Source organism: Acidisarcina polymorpha, from assembly GCF_003330725.1.
In the GTDB taxonomy this organism is placed as follows: Bacteria; Acidobacteriota; Terriglobia; order Terriglobales; family Acidobacteriaceae; genus Acidisarcina; species Acidisarcina polymorpha.
Genome location: NZ_CP030840.1, coordinates 256,057 through 276,147, shown reverse-complemented (window position 1 = coordinate 276,147; position 20,091 = coordinate 256,057). Strand labels below are relative to the sequence as shown.

General features: G+C 54.2%; 22 protein-coding genes and 1 tRNA gene. 12 read left to right on the top strand and 11 right to left on the bottom strand.

The window, feature by feature from the left end; translation table 11 throughout:
* Window positions 1-206 precede the first annotated feature (206 nt).
* From ACPOL_RS01280 to ACPOL_RS01270, 3 genes are all read left to right on the top strand, one after another.
* A complete protein-coding gene (locus tag ACPOL_RS01280) occupies window positions 207-1,220 on the top strand; it encodes an alpha/beta fold hydrolase (RefSeq protein WP_114205452.1) in 1,014 nt (337 codons plus the stop codon).
* A 125-nt stretch (window positions 1,221-1,345) separates the two neighbouring features.
* The gene (locus ACPOL_RS01275; protein ID WP_114205451.1) at window positions 1,346-2,224 is read left to right on the top strand and encodes an NmrA family NAD(P)-binding protein; all 879 of its coding nucleotides are present in this window, start codon (window positions 1,346-1,348) and stop codon (window positions 2,222-2,224) included.
* Window positions 2,196-2,489 (top strand): response regulator transcription factor, encoded by a 294-nt coding sequence (locus tag ACPOL_RS01270; protein WP_236657157.1) that lies wholly within the window; start codon window positions 2,196-2,198, stop codon window positions 2,487-2,489. Before ACPOL_RS01275 ends, ACPOL_RS01270 begins: the two co-directional genes overlap by 29 nt.
* Window positions 2,490-2,527: 38 nt before the next feature.
* Here the strand turns inward: ACPOL_RS01270 and ACPOL_RS01265 are convergent, their stop codons facing one another.
* Both ACPOL_RS01265 and ACPOL_RS01260 read right to left on the bottom strand, forming a co-directional pair.
* On the bottom strand, window positions 2,528-3,184 hold the full coding sequence (locus ACPOL_RS01265) for a TetR/AcrR family transcriptional regulator (RefSeq protein WP_114205450.1): 657 nt from the start codon (window positions 3,182-3,184) through the stop codon (window positions 2,528-2,530).
* 115 nt (window positions 3,185-3,299) lie between these two features.
* A complete protein-coding gene (locus ACPOL_RS01260; RefSeq protein WP_114205449.1) occupies window positions 3,300-3,701 on the bottom strand; it encodes a response regulator in 402 nt (133 codons plus the stop codon).
* 352 nt (window positions 3,702-4,053) lie between these two features.
* Between ACPOL_RS01260 and ACPOL_RS01255 the strand changes: the two genes are divergently transcribed.
* Window positions 4,054-4,968 carry a helix-turn-helix domain-containing protein gene (locus tag ACPOL_RS01255; protein ID WP_161557127.1) on the top strand — a complete coding sequence of 305 codons (915 nt, stop codon included), beginning with the start codon at window positions 4,054-4,056 and terminating at the stop codon, window positions 4,966-4,968.
* Window positions 4,969-5,005: 37 nt separating this feature from the next.
* On the opposite strand, the gene ACPOL_RS01250 is transcribed toward ACPOL_RS01255, so the two are convergent.
* Window positions 5,006-5,608, bottom strand: coding sequence for a TetR/AcrR family transcriptional regulator (locus ACPOL_RS01250; protein WP_114205447.1), 603 nt, complete (start codon window positions 5,606-5,608; stop codon window positions 5,006-5,008).
* A 263-nt stretch (window positions 5,609-5,871) separates the two neighbouring features.
* Here ACPOL_RS01250 and ACPOL_RS35925 point away from each other — a divergent pair, with 263 nt between their 5' ends.
* The 4 genes from ACPOL_RS35925 (at window position 5,872) to ACPOL_RS01230 (ending at window position 9,135) form a co-directional block, all read left to right on the top strand.
* The gene (locus tag ACPOL_RS35925) at window positions 5,872-6,225 is read left to right on the top strand and encodes a winged helix-turn-helix transcriptional regulator (RefSeq protein WP_114205446.1); all 354 of its coding nucleotides are present in this window, start codon (window positions 5,872-5,874) and stop codon (window positions 6,223-6,225) included.
* Window positions 6,226-6,389: 164 nt separating this feature from the next.
* Window positions 6,390-7,145, top strand: a complete 756-nt coding sequence (locus tag ACPOL_RS01240) for a glucose 1-dehydrogenase (RefSeq protein ID WP_114205445.1) — start codon at window positions 6,390-6,392, stop codon at window positions 7,143-7,145.
* Window positions 7,146-7,316: 171 nt separating this feature from the next.
* Window positions 7,317-8,114: an alpha/beta hydrolase gene (locus tag ACPOL_RS01235; protein ID WP_114205444.1), complete on the top strand. Its 798-nt coding sequence runs from the start codon at window positions 7,317-7,319 to the stop codon at window positions 8,112-8,114.
* 421 nt (window positions 8,115-8,535) lie between these two features.
* Window positions 8,536-9,135, top strand: coding sequence for an SDR family NAD(P)-dependent oxidoreductase (locus ACPOL_RS01230; protein ID WP_114205443.1), 600 nt, complete (start codon window positions 8,536-8,538; stop codon window positions 9,133-9,135).
* Window positions 9,136-9,275: 140 nt separating this feature from the next.
* On the opposite strand, the gene ACPOL_RS33370 is transcribed toward ACPOL_RS01230, so the two are convergent.
* Window positions 9,276-9,440 (bottom strand): hypothetical protein, encoded by a 165-nt coding sequence (locus tag ACPOL_RS33370; RefSeq protein WP_161557125.1) that lies wholly within the window; start codon window positions 9,438-9,440, stop codon window positions 9,276-9,278.
* Window positions 9,441-9,736: 296 nt separating this feature from the next.
* On the opposite strand from ACPOL_RS33370, the gene ACPOL_RS34435 reads away from it, so the two are divergent.
* On the top strand, window positions 9,737-9,967 hold the full coding sequence (locus ACPOL_RS34435; RefSeq protein WP_236657156.1) for a hypothetical protein: 231 nt from the start codon (window positions 9,737-9,739) through the stop codon (window positions 9,965-9,967).
* Window positions 9,968-10,438: 471 nt separating this feature from the next.
* The gene (locus tag ACPOL_RS01220) at window positions 10,439-10,939 is read left to right on the top strand and encodes a class I SAM-dependent methyltransferase (protein WP_161557124.1); all 501 of its coding nucleotides are present in this window, start codon (window positions 10,439-10,441) and stop codon (window positions 10,937-10,939) included.
* Window positions 10,940-11,202: 263 nt separating this feature from the next.
* On the opposite strand, the gene terL is transcribed toward ACPOL_RS01220, so the two are convergent.
* From terL to ACPOL_RS01190, 6 genes are all read right to left on the bottom strand, one after another.
* Window positions 11,203-12,792, bottom strand: coding sequence for a phage terminase large subunit (gene terL / locus ACPOL_RS01215; RefSeq protein ID WP_114205441.1), 1,590 nt, complete (start codon window positions 12,790-12,792; stop codon window positions 11,203-11,205).
* Complete coding sequence (locus ACPOL_RS01210) at window positions 12,764-13,225, bottom strand: hypothetical protein (RefSeq protein ID WP_114205440.1); 462 nt, start codon at window positions 13,223-13,225, stop codon at window positions 12,764-12,766. The genes terL and ACPOL_RS01210 overlap by 29 nt, the downstream gene beginning before the upstream one ends.
* A 529-nt stretch (window positions 13,226-13,754) precedes the next feature.
* Entirely contained in the window at window positions 13,755-15,065 is a 1,311-nt protein-coding gene (locus ACPOL_RS01205) for a replicative DNA helicase (RefSeq protein ID WP_114205439.1), read from the bottom strand.
* Entirely contained in the window at window positions 15,062-15,880 is an 819-nt protein-coding gene (locus ACPOL_RS01200; RefSeq protein WP_114205438.1) for a hypothetical protein, read from the bottom strand. Before ACPOL_RS01200 ends, ACPOL_RS01205 begins: the two co-directional genes overlap by 4 nt.
* Window positions 15,877-16,125, bottom strand: coding sequence for a hypothetical protein (locus ACPOL_RS01195; protein WP_150132863.1), 249 nt, complete (start codon window positions 16,123-16,125; stop codon window positions 15,877-15,879). Before ACPOL_RS01195 ends, ACPOL_RS01200 begins: the two co-directional genes overlap by 4 nt.
* 154 nt (window positions 16,126-16,279) lie before the next feature.
* The gene (locus ACPOL_RS01190) at window positions 16,280-16,519 is read right to left on the bottom strand and encodes a helix-turn-helix domain-containing protein (RefSeq protein WP_161557123.1); all 240 of its coding nucleotides are present in this window, start codon (window positions 16,517-16,519) and stop codon (window positions 16,280-16,282) included.
* An 814-nt stretch (window positions 16,520-17,333) separates the two neighbouring features.
* Here ACPOL_RS01190 and ACPOL_RS01180 point away from each other — a divergent pair.
* Window positions 17,334-18,425 (top strand): tyrosine-type recombinase/integrase, encoded by a 1,092-nt coding sequence (locus ACPOL_RS01180; protein WP_114205434.1) that lies wholly within the window; start codon window positions 17,334-17,336, stop codon window positions 18,423-18,425.
* Window positions 18,426-18,485: 60 nt separating this feature from the next.
* Here the strand turns inward: ACPOL_RS01180 and ACPOL_RS01175 are convergent.
* Window positions 18,486-18,561: transfer RNA gene (locus ACPOL_RS01175), tRNA-Glu, on the bottom strand.
* Between the two features lie 427 nt (window positions 18,562-18,988).
* Here ACPOL_RS01175 and ACPOL_RS01170 point away from each other — a divergent pair.
* The gene (locus tag ACPOL_RS01170) at window positions 18,989-20,089 is read left to right on the top strand and encodes an efflux RND transporter periplasmic adaptor subunit (protein WP_236657155.1); all 1,101 of its coding nucleotides are present in this window, start codon (window positions 18,989-18,991) and stop codon (window positions 20,087-20,089) included.
* The last annotated feature ends 2 nt before the right edge of the window (window positions 20,090-20,091 follow it).

The window sequence follows — 20,091 nt, the reverse complement described above, 5'->3', positions numbered from 1 at the left end:
CGAGAGACATCTCTTTGTAGAAAGTACCGCATTTTTCCATTTCCAACTCAAAAGCTGTTTCATGGTCAAGCGCGCGCAATCTTAGGCTCTTCCCGTCAAAGCATGAGCTTATTTGGGAAGACCCCTGTCGTGGGGAATTCTATGGTCAGGTGGTATGCCGCTCCACAATCTCACAATGAGCGCGCGCTCTGAAGGGGTAGTGAAAGATGAACAGACGAGAGATAGTCTCCGGAATTGGTGCAGCCGCAGCCTGGCTCGTAGCGCCGTCATCCACAAGAGCAATGGTGAAGAAGCACCAACCTGAAAACCTCTCGGGTGGGGTAGGAGCATCGCAAGCAAAGGGTTCCGAGTCCATACCTCCGTTCGTAGAACACCGCGTCCCCCGAGATGGCCATTTCGTGTATGCCCGAGAATACGGGGGGAAGGGGCCAACGTTTGTTCTCTTGCACGGCTATCCTGACAATCTGCATATCTATGACCTGCTTATTCCAGTTGTCGTGGCTGCTGGCCGTCATGTCGTAGCCTTCGATTTTCTTGGCTTTGGAGCTTCCGAGAAACCTGCCGGAGTCGACTATGGCTTCAAACAGCAACTCGGGGATCTGCACGCGGTTGCCGACTTCCTCAAACTCGACAGCATTGTGCCGGTCGCCCACGATGCCGGTGGCGTGGCCGCTATCAACTTCACCTTGTCGAAACCCAAGTTGATTGCAGGGCTCGTTCTGTTGAACACCTTCTATGCAGATGCACCGACGCTCCGTATACCAGAACTGATCGAACTTTTTTCGTTACCTCAGACACGCGCCTTTGGATTGGCTATGGCTTCCGACCCTAAGCAGCTCGCGTTTCTTCTGAGGTTTCAGCAGCTACAGTTTGAAATTGGCGTCTCGCAAGCCCAGATCAACGTGATTGACAAGCTGGTACAGCCGCTCATCTTCAACAATTTTGCTCAACATCCGAGTGCCGGACCTGCCTTCGCGGCTTTAGCTGCAGATCTTCGTCCCCAGATCGCTGCGAACAATCAGGAAGTGAGCAAGCTAGCAGAGTTGGGTATTCCGACGACCATTGTTTGGGGAAAGAGCGATGCGTATCTCAATGTCGGGGTCGCGCAAAATCTTGCTGGCCACTTCGAAGGAGCCTCTGTACATCTGCTCGATGCCGGCCATTGGCCGCAACTTGATCTGCCAGAAGATGTCGGACGCTACCTTTTGGCAGAGCGCTAGTCGAGCCAAGAAACCGTCACCAGGTGTAGGCACGCAATTCACGCTCATTTCCATTGATGTGCCGCGACAAACGGTAAATTTGGCTCGCGACAAAGAACGAACTTCAAACACGGGAGGGAAATCACATGGGAAACAAGAAGATACTCATCACGGCGGCGACCGGTGTTACCGGCAGCGCGGCCGCCGCCAATCTACTGGGACTGGGCATTCCGGTCCGGGCATTAGTCCACCGAATCGATGCCCGCTCGGAGCAATTGCGCGCCCAAGGCGCGGAAATCATCGAAGGCGATCTGCTCGACTTTGCAGTCCTCGACAAGGCGTTGATTGGAATCACGGGGGCATATTTCTGCTATCCAATTCAGATACCGGGGATCATCGAATCGACTGCCTTCTTCGCGCAGGCTGCTTTGGACGCCGGCGTCGGCACCGTCGTGAACATGTCGCAGATATCAGCATGCAGGATTTCCAAGAGCGTGGCTGCCAGGAATCATTGGATAGCTGAACGACTGCTCGATCGCTCAGGCATTCCAGTGACTCATCTGCGTCCCACCTTTTTCGCCGAATGGTTGATCTATTTTGCGGAAAGCATTCGGAAAGACAATGTCCTTCCCCTTCCTTTTGGCGACGCGCGTTATGCGCCGATCACCGCCGAAGATCAGGGACGCGTCATCTCTGCCATTCTCAACGACCCGACCGGGCATGCGGGAAAGATCTATCCACTCTACGGTCCGACGGAACTCTCGGAATACGAAGTGGCCGATCTCCTGACGGAGATCCTCGGACGAAAAATCAGCTATCAGGCCCTTGAGATCAAAGGGTTCATGCCGGTTTGGGAGAAGACAGTCGGATCGAAGACGTTTAACCAGCAGCATATCGCTTCCGTCGCACAGGAGTGTCGCGAAGGACTGTTCTCAGGAACAAACGACTGGGTAGAGAAGATCACGCTTAGAAAGCCACTAGGGATGAGGCAGTTTATTGTGCAGAATAAAGGTCTGTTCGCCTAGAGCAGCGCATAGGGGGAGCGCTGTATCCTGCGGAAATAGCGCAGCGCATCGCGGAGCATGTCGGCGATACAGTTTTGACCGAGCGAGAGATTCAGGTACGCGACTCGTCGCCAGCGGTCACTCGAACAAAATCACGGCAGCACGCCTGTCTGTCTCCGAAGACCCCGTCAAGAATCACATGAGTAGCATTCTTATGAAGCTATCCGCGAACGATCGCAATCATGCCGTTACGATCGCGATGAGGCGTGGCTTCCTCGACGGATAACGTGTCATCCCGCTCTCCGCCCCGAAGTTCAAAGGCTCTCACTTCTTCTTGCGACGTTGCGGCACTTTCCTTTTGGTTAGCGGTGGCTCACTTTTCAGGAGCGTATCAAAGGTTAGTCTGAAGAAATCATCGATCGGTGTCTTCTTTTGCGAATTCTTCATCAACAGCAACGAGCCGAACCATGCCGCCATCAGGTATCTGGCAAGACTATCCGGATCATGCGACTGGGCAACTTCCCCACTCACTTGGGCTGCTCGGAGGGAAGCAGAGACCGCGGCGATCCAACGATTGAAGCTCTTTTCAATCAACTTCCCGAAGCTCTCTGGCAATGCAGAAGATTCCGCGGTTAAATTTCCCATAAGGCAGCCGAGAGAGATCTTCTGCCGCTCCTGAAACTTAAGAGCTTCCTCGAATTGGCCGCGGAGGCGAGCAATCTCCGATGGCTGAGGTTTCTTCGACCTGGGCAATCCTTGTGCGACTTCGGGCGGCGTGAACACCTTGTCGGCGACACAAGCATAAAGATCGAGCGCCTCAAGACCTAACAGTTCTTTGCTCTTAAAATAGTTGTAGAAAGTTCCCTTGGGAACGCCGACCAGATCGACTATGTCTTGCACACTCGTGCCGTTGTATCCGAACTCATAGAATCGGAGATACGCTGCCTCTATGATCTTCTCGCGAGTTCCGGTGTTTGCCATGGCACTCCGTTTACAGTGCAATCATAGCGAAGCTGAGGCCACCTGTCGCTGCTCCTGTGCTGGTTGGCATGTAAACCGACCTGCAATGCAGGTCTGAAAGCCGAATGCTCCCTGCTTAACCCCAATCCTCGGCGTCTCCCTGGGTCTGAAACCGCTCGATGATTTCGAGCATCTCTCGTACCGGCGCGCCCTTATCGATGCAAGCTGAGAAGAGGACCCGCACCTCGACCGGCAACGTATAGCCTTGTCCGCTCAGGAGAACAATGGGGAATGTCGCGTTTGACGCGCGCATTCTGAGCAGCAACTCTCTGCCATTCATCTCAGGCATGTCGTAATCCACAAGAGCTAGGTCGACAGCGTCGAAGTCTTGCTTCAAAGCCTCGAACGGTCGATCGGAGATGATCACGGCGTACCCGTTACTTTCAAGAAGAGTCTGACGGAGCTGAAGGCATACAAGATCGTCATCCACACATAAGATCCGGCGTCCGGCTGATGAGGTGTTCTCTCTTCTGCGCATAGTGATCCTCCAAATGCAAATGAATCTGTGTGCAATCGACTACCGCAACGCTAACTGACATACGCCGAAGTTCTCTTGTCGAAGCCACTCGGCTTTTAGCGGAACAGGCCCGAAAGGTATCCGTGAGGCATTAGGCTCCGATCTCCAACGATTGTTCAGCGAATCTCGGGCGGTTCGCATCGTTGGAACCTCTTGCCTGTCAACAGATTGGCTGTCGCTTGATCGTCGAATCGCGAAAAAAAGGAGGAAACACCCTAAAGGACCCCCCACGAATGGGTAATTCCTTTTCATGGTTTCTGAGTACGACTGGTCGTATTATCAATTGCAGAAGCACATGAAGGCGGTAGCGGACATGAATGACAGACGCAACCCACAGCCCTACACAAACGTTCCAGGGAGCCCGCTCCCTTCAATCGCAGACAGCATGTATACCCCGCCCACATCAGAGAAGCGCGGCAGAACGGCGGTGATACCTCTATTGCCTCACGCCCGAACGACAAATGCTTCGGTTGACTACGTTCATCTGCCAAGGCTGGTCGTCACGGTCCATCTCAACCCTGTCCGCGTGCAACAACGGTGGCTGCTTGATGTTTCTTCCGATCCCAAGATCGACACTGCCGAAAACCTCAGCTTCGATGCTGACGATGCACTTTCACCTGAGGTGGCTCATGCGTGCGATTCCGTGCAGTTTCATCTTCCGCGGACAACACTCAACGACTTCACTGACGCGAACGGGCTGCCTCGGCTCTCCATTGAATGCCATGGGGATCTGACTGATTCTCCGGTCTTTGTCCAGCTCACGAGCCTTATCATTCCCTGCATCGAGGCCCCATCTCTCTTCTCGTCCACCTTCATGAATCATTTTGTGATGCTCTTTTGCTCACATTTAGTTCATCTTTGGAGCTCCCGGCCGAGGGACGAAAAGGTACATCGTGGCGGACTCTCCACCTGGCAGAGGCGGCGGGCGATGGAACTCTTGTCAAAGGGAACGTACGACGATGTCAAGCTGGCGGTAATTGCCAAAGAGTGCCGCTTGTCTGTGAGCCATTTCGCGCGGTCCTTCAAGAAAAGCTTCGGACTTCCTGTCCATCGCTGGGTCATCGCTCAGCGAGTCGATCACGCTAAGCAGCTCCTTCTCAACTCCAATGAATCCCTTATAGAGATTGCCTTCCAAGCCGGATTTTGTGACCAAGCGTCCTTCAATCGAACATTCGCGAAGCTCACGGGCACCAGCCCCGGCCGCTGGCGTAGGGACTTCAAGGTGTAATCTCCCTTGTTGTGGAGTTTGCATATCGAATGACTCGCTAACGCCTGCGAGCACGTTTGATGAGTTCTTCGACAGCGAGTGTTGCGAAACCACGCGAGCCTGAATCGCGCATGAAGCGCTCCGAGACATGGAAGCTGAAGTAGATACCGCAAAGCTCGAAGACAAACTGCTCTGCGTCAAGATCCTGGCGGAAGTCGTCCATTGCGATGGCTTGGGTAACGAGCTGCCGCAGGTGAGTACACCAACGAATTCCTTCCTCTAAGAGAGAATCTCGGACCGAACCTTCACGGTCATCGAATTCGAAAAAGCCAGCTAAGAGTGGAGCGCCGCCTAACGCCGTCGGACGAGACGCCCACGTCAACCAGTTTGCGATGGTGGCTTCCAATCGAGGGAGCCCTTCGGCGACAGTGAGAGCTGGGGACACAACTTCCGAGCGAAAGACACTGCCAATGTGCTTAATCAGCTCCCGGTGAAGTTGCTCTATCGATTTGAAATGTGCAAAGAGGCCACTCTTCGACATTCCTATGTGTTTTGCGAGATTCCCTAATGTCACTCCGGAAAACCCATAGATACAGACGATCTCGAATGCAGCTTGAAGTATGAGCGACCGCGTCCCCTGCTCATTGTTTCTTACAGTCATGCTCGCTCAATCCTTCATCGTTGACAGAAGGTGAACACCCTCGCAGAGGCTGCTCGATTATCTGCGCCACGGATGTCTCAATGGCAACCAGACAACGATATGGTGCCGATCCGCCGAATGCTTGGCTTATCGCGCTGAGTTTTGTCTGAAGACATCGTCAAAGAAGAAAATTGTCATACACATCGCTGCTGTGAGATGGCATGGTAGTACGACTGGTCGTCTTATTTAGATTGCCCAAGTGTTGCTTGGACTTGGGGTGACTGATGCAGGCCTATCACGAATGCGCAGATTACATTCAACGGGTTTCCGGAGTAAAAACGGTCATACAGGGCAAATGGAGCCTGGAAATCCTATGCGCCATGCGAACCGAACCCGTTTGCCTCAGCCGACTCATGAGGCTCATTCCTCAGGCGTCGAAGAAGGCACTAAGAGCCAATCTCCGATCCTTGGAGTCCGCACGGATCGTTGTGAGAAGGGATTTGAGCGATACCTTGCTTCATGTTGAATACGACTTTGTCGATGACACGAGAGTGACAGTCTGGGCGATCTTGGATCATCTCGCCGTTTGGGGAAAGATCTTGCAAGCAAGAGCAAAGGTCCCTCCTTCGCAGGCTTGATTGGTGAACCTGACATTGCCATTCTGAGGATTGTGCAGAATCGCGTCACTCTGTCGATTGTTTCGAACAATCCTGAAGCTCATTTGCCAAGACGAGTTGAAGCCAGATTCGTAGTCTAGGAAATGACCGACGAGTTCGGCGCTCGAAAGATATAGGGACTCCTCATGCATAAGGATCTAGACGGTAGAGTCGCGATCGTCACCGGAAGTTCCAAGGGGTTCGGCTCGGCCATCGCAAAAGCGCTGGCAGCCGAAGGGGCGTCAATAGTCGTGAATTATGTTTCAGACAAGGCCGGTGCGGAAAAGACTGTGGCCGCAATCACTGCGGCAGGCGGCATTGCGATAGCCATTCAGGGATCAGTTAGTAACCTCTCGGAGGTGAGGCGGATCTTCGAGGAGGCGATTGCGGCTTTCGGCAAGGTAGACATCCTCGTCAATAACGCAGGCGTTTACAAGTTTGGTCCTCTCGCGGAGATCGAAGAGGCGGAGTACCGGAGGCAATTCGATACGAATGTCTTGGGAACACTTCTGATGTGCAAGGAAGCTTCTCTTCGCTTTGGCGACGCCGGCGGAAGCATCATCAACATCGGCACCGCCGGTACGACCCTCAATCTGCCTGGCACGGTGATGTACACGGCAACCAAAGCAGCCTCCGATTCCATCACCCATGTTCTCGCCAAAGAACTAGGCAGGCGCGGTATCCGAGTGAACTCGGTAAATCCCGGGATTGTACTGACCGAGGGCGTCAGTGCCTTGGGAATGAATTCTGAGACGGCCTTTGTGGTTGACCTTGTTACCCAAACGCCACTGGGGCGCGCTGGAACGACCCAGGACGTTGCGGATGTCGTTACGTTTCTTGCCTCTGACAAATCACGCTGGGTGACCGGGCAAATCATACAAGCCTCGGGCGGACTGCAATAAAACCAAGCAGGTCGCCGTCGCCACGGATGCACTCTCTCTCTCAATCACGGGTCATGCTGTCTACGTCTCTAGTGGAGGGGTGACTGAGCAATTCATTCGATTCGGCAACCACTGACCCTCACCGAGTGATTGCTCCCCCTAATACAAGTCAACCCGGAAACAGGAGATAACATGAAAAGCTTCAAGATACTCAGGATCGGCATAGCGGCTGGCATCGCGGTCGCAGCACTTCTTTGTACAACAGGACAATCAGCGGCTCAAGAGTTCAAACCCAGCAAGATAGGAACAGTAGTGCTCGTTCATGGGGCATGGGCGGACGGTTCATCCTGGACAAAGGTCATCCCGCGTCTGGAGGAGAAGGGTCTCAACGTGGTGGCGGTCCAGCTTCCGCTGAGGTCTCTGGCCAACGATGTTGCCACGGTTGAGCGTGCGATCGCGATTGCGCCTCCGCCGGTACTCCTCGTAGGTCATTCATATGCCGGAGTTGTCATCACGCAAGCTGGAAATGATCCAAAAGTTATTGGCTTGGTATACGTGGCGGCGTACGCACCAGACGCGGGCGAGTCTGCTGTGACGCTCAATTCCATGTATCCACCTGCCCCCATAGCTGCGGACAATTTGATTACGTCAGACTCTCTCGGAAACCTGAAGCTGCTGCCAAAAGGAATCTTGACCGACTTTGCAGAAGATCTACCTCTGAGAGAGAAGACGACGCTTATCGCGACGCAAGGCCCAACAGCCCAAGATGTGTTGGGTACACCGGTCACGGCTGCAGCATGGCGGACCAAGCCATCCTGGTTCATCATTGCAGGGCGAGATCGCATCATTCAGCCACAGTTGGAAGAGTTCATGTCAAAACGCATGAATGCCGTCACCATAACCGCTGATTCGTGCCACGTGATCATGCTGGCTAAACCAGACGAGGTCACAGACGTTATTGTTCGGGCCAGTCAATCTTTCGACAAGTAAAGACTGCCGGTTGGAAGGCGCTGGCGCGTTGTTCAAGTGAGCTGATGCACCAACTGCCTCACACCTGCCCTCCTCTATTCGGAAGCTGATTGTTCGACTTCTTCCTTTTCGCTGCGAAGGTACGCCAACCCCGGGAGGCTCTTTCGATCTCCTTGAGAGAAAAACAATGAAGGAAACATCACGAACCGCCCGGATCTTGAAGAGCCACTGCAGACAAAATTGATTGAAGAGCATGTTCATCAACCAAGACCTGAAGAGCTCAAGCCTCAAGTGAAAGTTGATGAGACCCCCTTTCGCAAAGGCATGCGAGAGAAGGTCGAAACGGTAGAAGTATCGACATTAAAACCCAAGGGTTAGAAGTAGTCAGACCGCGAGGGTCAAGGCTATCGCCGGACAGATCGACAACATAAAGGGGAGTGGCATGGGAAAGCTCGAAGGAAAAGTTGCTCTGATCACCGGCGGCACGAGCGAAATTGGCTTTGCTACTGCAAGGCTCTTTGTAGCCGAGGGGGCACAGATCTACGTAACCGGGCGCCGCAAAGACAAGGTTGAAGAAGCCGTGACGAAGATCGGTAAAGGATGTATCGGCGTACAGGGAAACGTCGCAGATATGGCCGACCTCGATCGTCTCTTCAATCAAATTACAAAGGAGTTCGGAAGACTTGATATTGTCTTCGCGAACGCAGGAACGGCGGAATACGCACCCATGGGCCAGATCGACGAAGCGCATTTTGAACGAATCTTTAGCGCAAACGTGAAGGGTTTGCTTTTCAGTGTGCAGAAGGCTTTACCGCTGATGCGAGAGGACTCGACGGTCGTCCTGACCAGTTCCGTAGTCGGGAGCAAGGGCTTCTCATCTAATTCGGTGTACGCGGCTTCCAAAGCTGCTATCCGCTCTTTCGCGCGGACTTGGACGACAGACCTCAAGGATCGCAAGATCCGTGTCAACGTCGTCAGTCCAGCACCTACTGACCGCCGAGCATCAAGTGAAGTGAACCAGAACCGGTATGAACAACCCTAGTCACTGAATTTTGAATCTCTACAGTAGCGCGAGCCCATACCCTTAGAGGCTCGCTCAACACACAGCAGGATCCTGGGGGCGCCCTCTGCGTCCCCTCCTTTTTGAGGCACATAGATTTTGCTGCGGGGCCTACGTCCTCTTCATTTGGCGGGCACAATTGCTTGAGGATGTTGATCGACTAGGCGGCCATTTCCGGCCGAGTAGAACATCCAAATTCCTAAGCCGAACAGTAAGCCTACCAGGATGACGATGCTGAGCACCAGCCTGGCTATATTCGCAGCACAAAACTCGCGCACTCGAGCCATTGCGTCTCCACTCTTGTTTGTTGGAGATGCTTGTCTCAGTCGTACGGTTTGTCGCCCGGCGAATTCTTCGATTCGCGCACATGCGCACCAAACTTGGGCAATGACTTTCTCCTTTTCTTCGCCATACCATCCTGGTATGGGCGGTGAAAGAGCATCCACGACGACGCCGTCGTGCTGGCAAGATTTGTTGTAGCTGCGAGTCTGTTCTGCCGGTTTTCGATCTCCCGGGAGAGCGCTACTGCGTCCGCTGCGAAGCTGAGCGTGCGCCTCGCCGGCGAAAGGTTTATCTGTCCTTCATGCTTCGCGAAGGATGGCGATGTGGATTCCTTGAAGAGGACCTCAAGACGCCTTTACCGCGGAAGGTTTGCTTCGCCACGCCCGAGGAGTTGCTTGCGTTCGCCGAACGAGGCGGTGCCGTGATGAAGCTCGAGGATCGCCAGGCTTTCGAGCGCGGCCTATCGATCGGGCGTGGTGTGATTTGGCTGAATTTGAGTGCGGAGCAGTATGCGAAGCTGAAAGACAGATAGTCTAGTTGTTCTCCTGTAGTTCCAAGAGGGTTCCGGCACGCACCCCTTATCGGTTCCATGAGACGGCTGATCAAGCTAAGATACAACTAATAACTTACCTCTTAGATGCGCTGTTTCTATCCGAATCTGACTGGACTACATACCCTTGTCTCATTGACCGCCCAGTAATGCTTCTCCAACGTAACATTTACCCTTGTTAAGCCGGCGACTATTCAGATACTGCTCTTGCCTCTTTGTGCTTGACGTACAGTCACTTATCGAACTAACTTGTATCCCACCAGAACTTAACTTTGATGACAGCACTTGCATGCACAAAAGGAGAGACATGCCATGCTAGAAATTTTCAACGCTAAACGAGTAGGTTCCTCGTACTTCAGAAGCAGGCGCATTGCCCTATGCTACGAGAAAATGGGAATTAATTCGTCCACAACCGTCTTAGACGTCGGGGGAGGGGAGTATTTTTGGAGACTAGTGAAAGATTTGGGCCTGCCGTTCCCGGCGCGGGTCGTAATCTTGAACAATACTGAAAAGCGGGGCAATCCGCCAGAAGGATGCACATGGATAACCGCTGATGCAGCCAACATGCCATTTGCAGATGGTCAATTCGACTTGGCGTTTTCAAATTCCGTCATTGAACATTTGGGCACAGTCGCTCAGCAATGTGCAATGGCATCAGAGATACGCCGGGTCGCTAAACGATATTGGGTTCAAACACCGGATCCGCGCTTTCCCGTAGAGCCGCATTACAGCACGCCATTTGTCCATTGGCTTCCCAAGCCTATCCGACGCTACGCTCTTCGGTTTTCAGTATGGGCGTTGGTCAAGCATCCAACTCCCCAGAAGATTGAGGACATGTTGGCGGAAATTCGGCTAATCCCGCGGGGAGAATTGAGAGTAATGTTTCCCAATTCGACCATTCTAGTAGAGCGGTTCGCAGGATTACCTAAGTCGCTCATCGCCTTTAGCTCTTAAAGGAACCACAAACGCTCTATAACGACGTACTTGTTTTGTTGACGTTGATTGTTTATAGAAACTATGCTTCCTTAAGATTGAACACACTGGAATGACTTTAACCTCAACTAAGTGGCTTGCCCCGTTACAAGGCCTTAGTTGGAGCTCCGGGATTTTCTTCATAGTTCGCTGATGTACCGATTGTGAAAGCAGCGGCCGCTTGGCGATAATCAATCTGCAATTCAATGAGTTCACCCCGAACGCCTGCCTCACTTTAAACAGCATCACATCCTCCACGAAGGCATCTGCTGAGTTTCCGAGTACACGCATGCCTGCGCGCCAAACTGGTGGGCGCACATGCCGCAGCGAAAGCCTGAAGACAGTTTCTGGATGAAGTCTGAGCCGCATCTCTCACACTGCAGGACCGGGTCCGGTACGGGCGCAGCCGGCTTCGATAAGCCCAGCCACTCAGTCTGATCCTCGTGCGACGCGCCGCCCAGCTGCTTCATGGCTTCGATCAGTCCATGAGCCTGGTTGCTGCCGCGCAAGTAGTTCAGTGCCTGCGTTGTCGAATCCACGTCATCATCGTGGGCGCCGGCGGGAAATGTCGACATGACGGTTAAGTAGTCTTCCAGCCACGGTGCCGCCTTTGGTAGGAAGACCTTACCGCATTCGACTAGAGGGCTTGCAGCGTGAGCTCGGGACAGCTTGTCGGTGTCTACCTTGATCGGCCGAACCGCAAAGCGGGTGCTTTGCTTGATCTCCTGCAGAAGCGACTGACCCGAGGCTTTGTCTTCGATCAGGATGATTCGAGGCTTCCACTCTGCAGCCAAGAGTGCTACTTGGCGCTTTAACTCGGGAAATTCAACCCGTTTCTTGTAACGGTGAAGGAGGTAAAAGCCATCCTGAGCCTCTCCCCACGTTGTGCAAACCGAGTAATCGTTCTCTGAGCCCGTCTTGAATGCCGTGTCCCACGACTGAACGATGCGACGAAACTTTGGAAACTCTGTGTAGCTCTGCCACCAGGACCGCTGAAAGACCGCGCCCTCTTCAGTGGTTGGGCGGCCTTGATAGAGCGCGTCGAATGCTTTACCACCGAGTATGGAGCGTTTGGACTTGAGATCCGCCAAGTCGAATCGGTCGGGCCAAAGCGCTTCCCCTTCCTTGCGACCGTCTCCGTCGACTTCAGCGATCGCCGGCATGTTGAGGTAGTCCCAACCTTCGTTCGGATGTTCCCTGAGCAACCAGCCAATGAGATCGTCATGCGACCAGCGCGTCTGGATGACCACCACGGCCCCGTTGGGGGCCAGGCGCGTGTACGCGACCGTGGAAAACCAATCGTGCAGCGTGCGCAGCATAACTTCGCTGCGGGCGTCCTCCATGTTGCGGATTGGATCGTCGATGAGGAGCAAGTTCGCTCCCCGGCCGGTGATAGCCGCCCCCACACCGACGGCAAAATAATTCCCGCCCGCGGTCGTGGTGAATCTCTTCATGGAGTTTGAGTCATCCGCAATTTTGAGCTCCGGGAAAGCAGCCTGCGTATAAGTATCATTGACGAAGTTTCGGACCTGCCTGCCAAAATCGTCAGCGAGGTCCTGGCCGTAACTGGCCGTAATCACCGATTTGTCAGGATTGCGCCCCAGATACCACGCAGGGAAGATCGTCGTAGCCAGCAGTGACTTGCCATGCCGAGGCGGCATGGAGATAAGCAGGCGGCGAAGGCGGCCTGCTTCTACAGCTTCGAGTTTGCGAATGAGCTTCGAGTGGTGCGGGGACAGCTGAAATGAAGGGAACATGAGCGGGGCATAGGCTGCCAGGCTGAGTCGCGCGAGCGCGAAGACTTCCTCACTTTTGACGGACGTCGATGATTGCATGGCTAAGTGCCTCGTGTTTCAAGTAACTGTTGGCGATCCGTGCCGCGGTCTCTTTGTCCAGAGTTGCAAAGAACGCCGATCTTGGCTTTGGAAGAATCTCGCCGCGGAGGTTTGCGATCTCGAGGCCGATCTTGATCCTCTGGCTGAGGGCGGCCACGGCCGCTTGCGTGTGCCCGCGAGTGATCGCCATCCTCTGAACAGACGCGAGGTCCTCATCGCGTGCCTGTAAGAAGTCAATCGAAGACATCAGTGCGGCGGGCCGTGAGACAGAGGCGCTAGCAGCCGAAGTCAAGTGCAGTTCTTTGTGCCGACGCATGTTGGTGTCAGGGAAATCAAAGTCGCGAGCTACCGACGCAACAGAAGCGCCGGAGAGAAGAGCAGCATCAACTTCGTCGCGGCGGCGATCGGTACAAACTCTGCAGGCTCGCGGCATGGGGTTCCTCGTTTCTAAAAAGAAAGGCGCGACCAAATCAAGCTTTGCCCCATCGTGCGCGCAGTTACAGCCGGAACTCGCAATAACAGCTTCGGGAAGGGATGTAAACACCGGACACAGCTAAAACAGATAACCTAATTTGGTAGAGGCTACCCATTCCAGAACAGCTTGTTGGGCGAGTTCCGGCGATACCACCATTAAAGCGACTATTCGTATTCTTAGGTAGCCCCGAGGCCCGTCTGGGACCGAGGCGCACGCTAATGATCGAGATTTGCCAGGCTCGTCTCCAAAAGGAGTAGAAAACAATTGAGGTTCAATCCTGGCCAATAACTGCCGCTACTTTTGCTTCAAGCTCAGCATGATCTTCGGTTTTGCTGAGACTGATTTGAGGCAGAGTAGTTCTCACGATGCGTCTCCTTTCGGATAGTTCGTTAAAGTTGAATTAGGCGCGGCGGCTGTTGCGTATCCCGCGCTGGACTGCCTATTTAAACGCTTCCCTTGTACGCGTGGCGGCTTCCGTGGGAAAGCTTCACGCGGATGCCTGCTGAGGAGCCTCTCTAAAAGTCAAAGACCGCTTGTCGAAGACGATGGGGAATGCGCCCGTCTCGCCGGATCGCTGTTTTGCGATAATTAGCTCACCGTTTGTGCTTAACTTCCCAAACTTTTCGTCGATTTCCCTGTGGAGGAGGATTACTACGTGGGCGTCATTTTCGAGTTGCGATGACTCGCGCAGGTCGCTCATCCTTGGTCGTCGGTTAGGCGAGGAGCGATCGGCTCTTGCGAGTTGCGACAGCGCGATAACAGGCACTGCTTCATCTTTTGCAAGGGCCGTGAGCGCCCTTGATATGGAAGCCACCCGTAGTCTCTCGTCTTTACCGGGAGCATTCACGATTTGAACGTAATCGACCCCGATCAACTTAACTCCATGACGCCGCACGGCAAGCCGGGACTTGGCAACAATCTTCGAGATCGTTAGCCCAGCTGCGTCCTCTATGTGCAGCGGCCACTTCGCGACTTCGTCCGCAGCCTGCTCAAGGTCTGCAATCTCACTGGAATTTGCCAGACTTGGATCCCGGACGCGAAAGAACGGCACTCCACTTATGACTGCGAAGATCCGCCGCAAAAGTTGCTCTGCCGTCATCTCGATCGAGAACAGTAGGGTCGGTACGCCGGCGACGCAGTTTGCGATTGCCATTTGGATTTCGAGCGATGTCTTGCCGGCGCCGGATCCCGCTCCCACAATCCAAACCTCGCCAGGCTGGACTCCTCGAGTGAGGTGATCTAAACGAGAAATCCCTGTTGTCAAACCAAGCAATGCAGCCGTGCGGCCTCTGTCCTTCCGGATCTCGGCCATGGCGGTCGGCACTAACTCGGTAATGGGCTGATTCTGAACTGCGCTTGATTTAGCGAGTAGCTCCAGCAGTGCTTCCTCGGTGAGACTGATAGCTTCCTGCGGATCGATGCTTGGTTCACCGGCTGAGGTAACAAGCGACCCTCCGATCCTGCTGAGTTGGCGGCGCAGTGAGGCGGTCTTGATCGCGTCGACGAAATTGGCCACGCTCCGCCGGGTGAGTAAAAGTCCTTCATCTAGCCCGTTGAGGTAGGCGAAGCCGCCCACCTTCGCGAGACCGCCGATTTTGTCGAGCCGCTGTGCTACGCTCGTGAGGTCCGCAACCCTGCCGGACTCAACCACACTCGCGATCGCACAGAATATTTCCCTGTGGCTGCTGAGGCCAAAGTCCGAAGAGTTCAGGCCCTCTGCAGCTTCGTGAAAGTGGGCATTGTCCAGAAGAATGATCCCCAAAAGTTCATGCTCTGTCCGCGCAACCATCTCGTTCATTGCTGCACCGCCGTTGCATTGCTCTGGTATTCGGGCTCGTCGTAGGGATTGTCGACCAAATACTCCTGAGCGGTGATTGCAGGCTTTGAAGCACGATACTTGCCTTCCAGGACCTTCAAGACATTTGTGTCGTTTGCAATCAGCCACTCAAAGTCCACCCGCCAGCCTTCGCTTCCGCCCCCACAAAGATATGGCGTTGTGGCGCACGTTTTCACTACAGAACGAAACGTCTCGAGCGTCAGGCCTTCAGCAATGCGTTTCTTTAACTTCGCTTTTCGACCGGCGGAAAGCCTCGTAACGGCTGCTAATGAACCGCGGAGTTCATTCCAGGCCTCTGAATAAAGCCCGAGGTTTTCGGACATATATATAGAAGTAGAAGATGAAGAAGAAGAGCAGCTTTTGGGTGCATCTCCGGCATCTTCTCGGGAGCCTTTTGGTAACACTTCCGGCTGCGTTCCGGCAACATTCCGGTAGCGTTGATTTGCTCTGTACTGCTGAGTTTCGCTGAAAATTCTCTGTTTTTCAAAGGATCTGCGTAATCCGTCCTGCATCCACCACTTACCGTCGGCGTCTATCTTCCATGCACCGCGCAGCAGCTGTAGTTTGATTCTTTGCCAGTTGTCGTCTGATGGGTTCCGCAGTCGCGTGCGGATTGCGTGCTCGTCGGAAGCAATCCGGAAACATTCCGGTGATGCTGCAGCTGCGCAAATTAGTAATATGTGGGCGCCGACAGTGTCGAGGTCCATGGACATGACTTCATCGTCACCCGCGAACTGGCGAGGGAAGAATTGAAAGGCAGGAGAACGCTGTTTCACGCGGCCTCCTTTGCAGCTTTTACTGGGGCATACCAGCAGCCGCACTCCGAAATCTCTTCGTGGGCCAGGCGCAGCCGATCAAGCGCTAGTAGCGCGTCAGGGTACGGCCGGCGGCGCCGATCCGCATCTAGGTGAAACTCTTCGATGTGGGTAACTTCGCGGATCAGCTCCGCACGATACTGGCGCAGCTGCACGGCGGGGAAAGGGCATCCCGATTTCGGGAGTGGCACGATATCGTTATTCATAGCTATTCGTAGTCCTTTCTGTACCCTAGGGTCCGCTCCCGACGGGTTTTTTTGACCCAAGAAGTAGGTCTGGCTGTCGATGTCCACCCAGGAGCCCATCCAGCTAGGCTGCACTGCCTCGCTTATTTCGCGTTCAATCTTTGGCTCGAGGGTTTTACGCAGGAAGCCGTTTAACAGCCTCCGCCAGACGAGGCCGCGCACCCTCGCGGATAACGCGATCGCACTCCCCGACCGGAATGAGCAGTCTCGTGCCCACCTTGCTGGAAGCAATTCGCCCGTCATACGCCATCCGTCGCCACGTCCAGCGGGAGATTCCAAATTCCGCCTCCGCTTCCGCGACGCTCAGATACCGCCGCCTTGATCCCGCACTGATCACAACTGCAGAATTGAGCACTCGATCCCTCCACATTGCCTTAGTTGAGCAAGCTCGTTGTTATGCGACACTTGCTTCTAAAAGCAGTACATCGCATAAGAACGAGCGATTGGTGAAGTTTACGTTGCAAGCTAAGCCCATAGCGTGCAACATAAATAAATGGAGATTAGAACGGGTATCACTCCTCAATACTTACTCGGCGCATTGAACTCGTATGGTCTGGCGGGAGAGTTATTGCGGACCTACATGGACGAGTGGATCAACACTGCTTATAAAGACGGTGTCGAGGAGCCTCGAGTCCGCAAGTTGCAAGATACCCTCAGCGCATATGGTCAGGTTCAGGAGTACGTGGGTAGCTTCCGGCCTATGGTCGTCGCCCACGATAGAGGTCTTTCCGCCCTTTTTGGCTCACAGCGACTACGCCTGGGGTTAGAACCGGGTCAGTGGTTGTTGGATGGCAAAGAGGAAGCAGCGCGCATATTTACGCTTTTGATAGATAGTCCATGGCGCAACCGGGTCTTCAAATGTCGAGTGTGCAACAAGTACGGCGTGAAGAGTCGTGAACCAAATGCCCTATATAAGGACGGGATCCGCCACAGTGAGTGTGGAAGGCGTGCAGCAGCGGAAAGTCCTCGGAACATAGCCGCGACTAAGCGTATACAATTCGCAGCCGAGGCTTTCAGCCTCTGGAGACCCACGAAGCGATATGGATCTCAGAAGAAGTACATTGTAGCCCACGTGAATCGCATGATGGGACCTCGTCAAGCTCACATTCAAGAGAAATGGGTGACCCGTAACTGGACAGAGATTGAAGCAAAAGCAGAAGGAGCAGCAAGTGCCAAAGGCTAAGGTACGAGATGGGGTGTTTCAGCGCATAGATCGGCCGGGCTGGTGGGTAAGTTTTGTCGATGCCACGGGCGCTCGCAAGAAGGTCAAGGTACAGGCCAGCACGCGCACCCAGGCGCTAACGGCCCTGCAAGGGTTCAAGACTAAGGCTCAACAAGAGCGGATACTCGGGGTCAAACACACGTCAGACATCACGGTTGAGGCATTGTTTGTGCGCTACAAGCGTCACCAGAAGATGAGGATCCGGCCGACCACTTTCGAACGTCTGGACACCATCTTGAAGACGCTAGTCTCTCATTTGCCATCGCGGGCGAAGGACATCACCAAACGAATCGTGAGCGAGTTTATCTCTGAACGCAGCACCGAAGTGGCGGCCGGCACAGTGACGAAGGAGATGTCTGTTCTGAAACATGCTCTAAAGCTCGCCGTCGAGTGGGAATTACTGCATGAAAACCCGGCGTTAGGGGCAAAGCTGCCGCGGATACCCGAAGGACGGACTCGCTACCTCACGCCGCTAGAGTTGAAAATGGCACTCGAGGCAGCGCCAGAGTGGATGCGAGCCCCAATTGCCATGGCTGCATTCACCGGGATGCGCCGTGGAGAACTGTTGAGTCTGCGATGGATCGACGTGGACATACCGAATAGGCGCCTTTATCTCCGCGAGACGAAGAATGGCAGCTTACGGGTGTTGGTCTTAAACGAATTAGCGGCCCTGGTGCTCATGAGCCTGCCGGTGGGACAGCCGTCGGGCCCAGTCTTTGGGGACGTCGACGCGCATAAGCTAACCGTCTACACGCGTCGATTGTTCGGCGCTGTCGGAATCCAGGACGCATCGTTCCATTCCCTGCGCCATACGCACGCGAGTTGGCTTGCTATGGAGGGAGTCAACCTGCATACGATCGGTCAAATGCTGGGTCATCGTACGCCGAGGATGACCACCAGATATGCGCATTTATCCCCAGAATACATGGCGATTTCTGCCGGGAAGCTGGACCGCGTCTTTGGTGATGTTCTGCCTGTAAATAATGCTCAGACCGAAGAAAAGGGGCGTACGTTAGTCCCCACAGAGTCCCCACTTTGAAGCGGAGATCTCCCCGGTACGCATAAAGTACCATAAGTCGCTCATTCAGTTGAAGATATTTGGCGTCCCCGACGGGATTCGAACCCGTGTTACCGCCGTGAAAGGGCGGTGTCCTAGGCCACTGGACGACGGGGACACACTTGTACAGGAAAGTGCAGGAGGAGTTTCGGCCAGTACCTGCCAATCTGAATCTATCAACGCCCACGAGCAGTGTCAACGTCCGCAGGGAACTTCATCCATAGTACTTCTAAGAACGGCAAAGCGACGAACTGCTCGTTGCATCTTCGAGGAGCCTAATATTTTTGAAGCAAGGTGGGGCGCCCAGCTATCCAATGCGTTAAGTTTAGGGAATCAGCAGGAGTGTGCCCCAATCCCACTCGATTGGTTATAGAATTGGGGGAACTCGAAACGAACAAACAGCGAAAATAGTCAAGCTGAATCGAGCAGCGGCAGTATTGATTCTCCCAATTCGCTTGGGCTACGATCTGCATTTCCCAACAAATCAAGGGTGTTCCACGGGTCGCACGGGAATACGGCTAACCGAGAGACAGCGAGGTTCTTAGTTGAAAAAGGAATGGCGAGAGCGGTACGAGGGAATTGGCGGGATGGTTGTGTTGGCTGCGGTTCTTGCCGTTAGTGGTTGCAGCAAGTCCGCTCCAGCGGCTGCTCCAGAAGCGAGAGCGCTGCCGGTTCAGACGGTCACCATTACCAACTCGCCGGTTCCGAAGAGCGATGAATACACGGCGACAATCAAGTCCCGCAGGTCGGCAACTCTGAGTCCTCAGGTCGATGGAAATCTGACCGAAATTCTTGTCAAATCCGGGGATCGAGTCAAGGCTGGGCAGAGAATGATGGAGATCGACCCGGCGAAGCAGCAGGCGACGCTCGACTCTCAGGTCGCGACCGAACGGCAGAAGCTAGCCGTCTATCACTACAACGAGATCGAAGTGGAGAGGCAGCGGAAACTCTTCGCTGCCGGTGTGATTAGCCGCGATGTGCTCGATCAGGCCGAACAGTCGTATAGCAATTCGAAGGCGGATTATCAAGCAGCCGTTTCGCTGCGGGAGTCGCAAGAACGCCAGTTAGGCTACTACCATATTCGCGCGCCCTTTGACGGCATCGTCGGTGACATTCCAGTGCATCTTGGAGATTACGTCTCCCCGACGACTATGCTGACCACTGTCGACGAAAATCGCGACTTTGAAGCGTATGTCTATATTCCCACCGAGCGCACATCCGAGATACGCAACGGCCTTGGCATCAACATCGTGGACACCGATGGCAAGCTTCTGGAGAGTACCAAGATAGATTTCGTCGCGCCAAGCGTTGACAACGGTCTCCAAGGTATTTTGGTGAAGGCGCCGCTCAAATCAGAGATCGGGAAGTTTCGCACCGCGCAACTGGTAAAGGCCCGCGTCATCTGGAGCACCTCGCCGACCGCGACGGTTCCGGTACTGGCGATCACCCGCATCGGCGGACAAGCCTTTGTCTACGTCGCCGAGCAAGGCGACAAGGGCACCCTGGCCAAGCAGCGTGCGGTCACACTGGGTGACACCGTCGGCAACGACTATGCGGTGCTCGGCGGATTGAAGCCGGGTGAAAAGGTAATCGTTTCAGGAACTCAATTTCTAGTCGACGGCATGCCGGTGCAGCCTTTGGGCTGAGC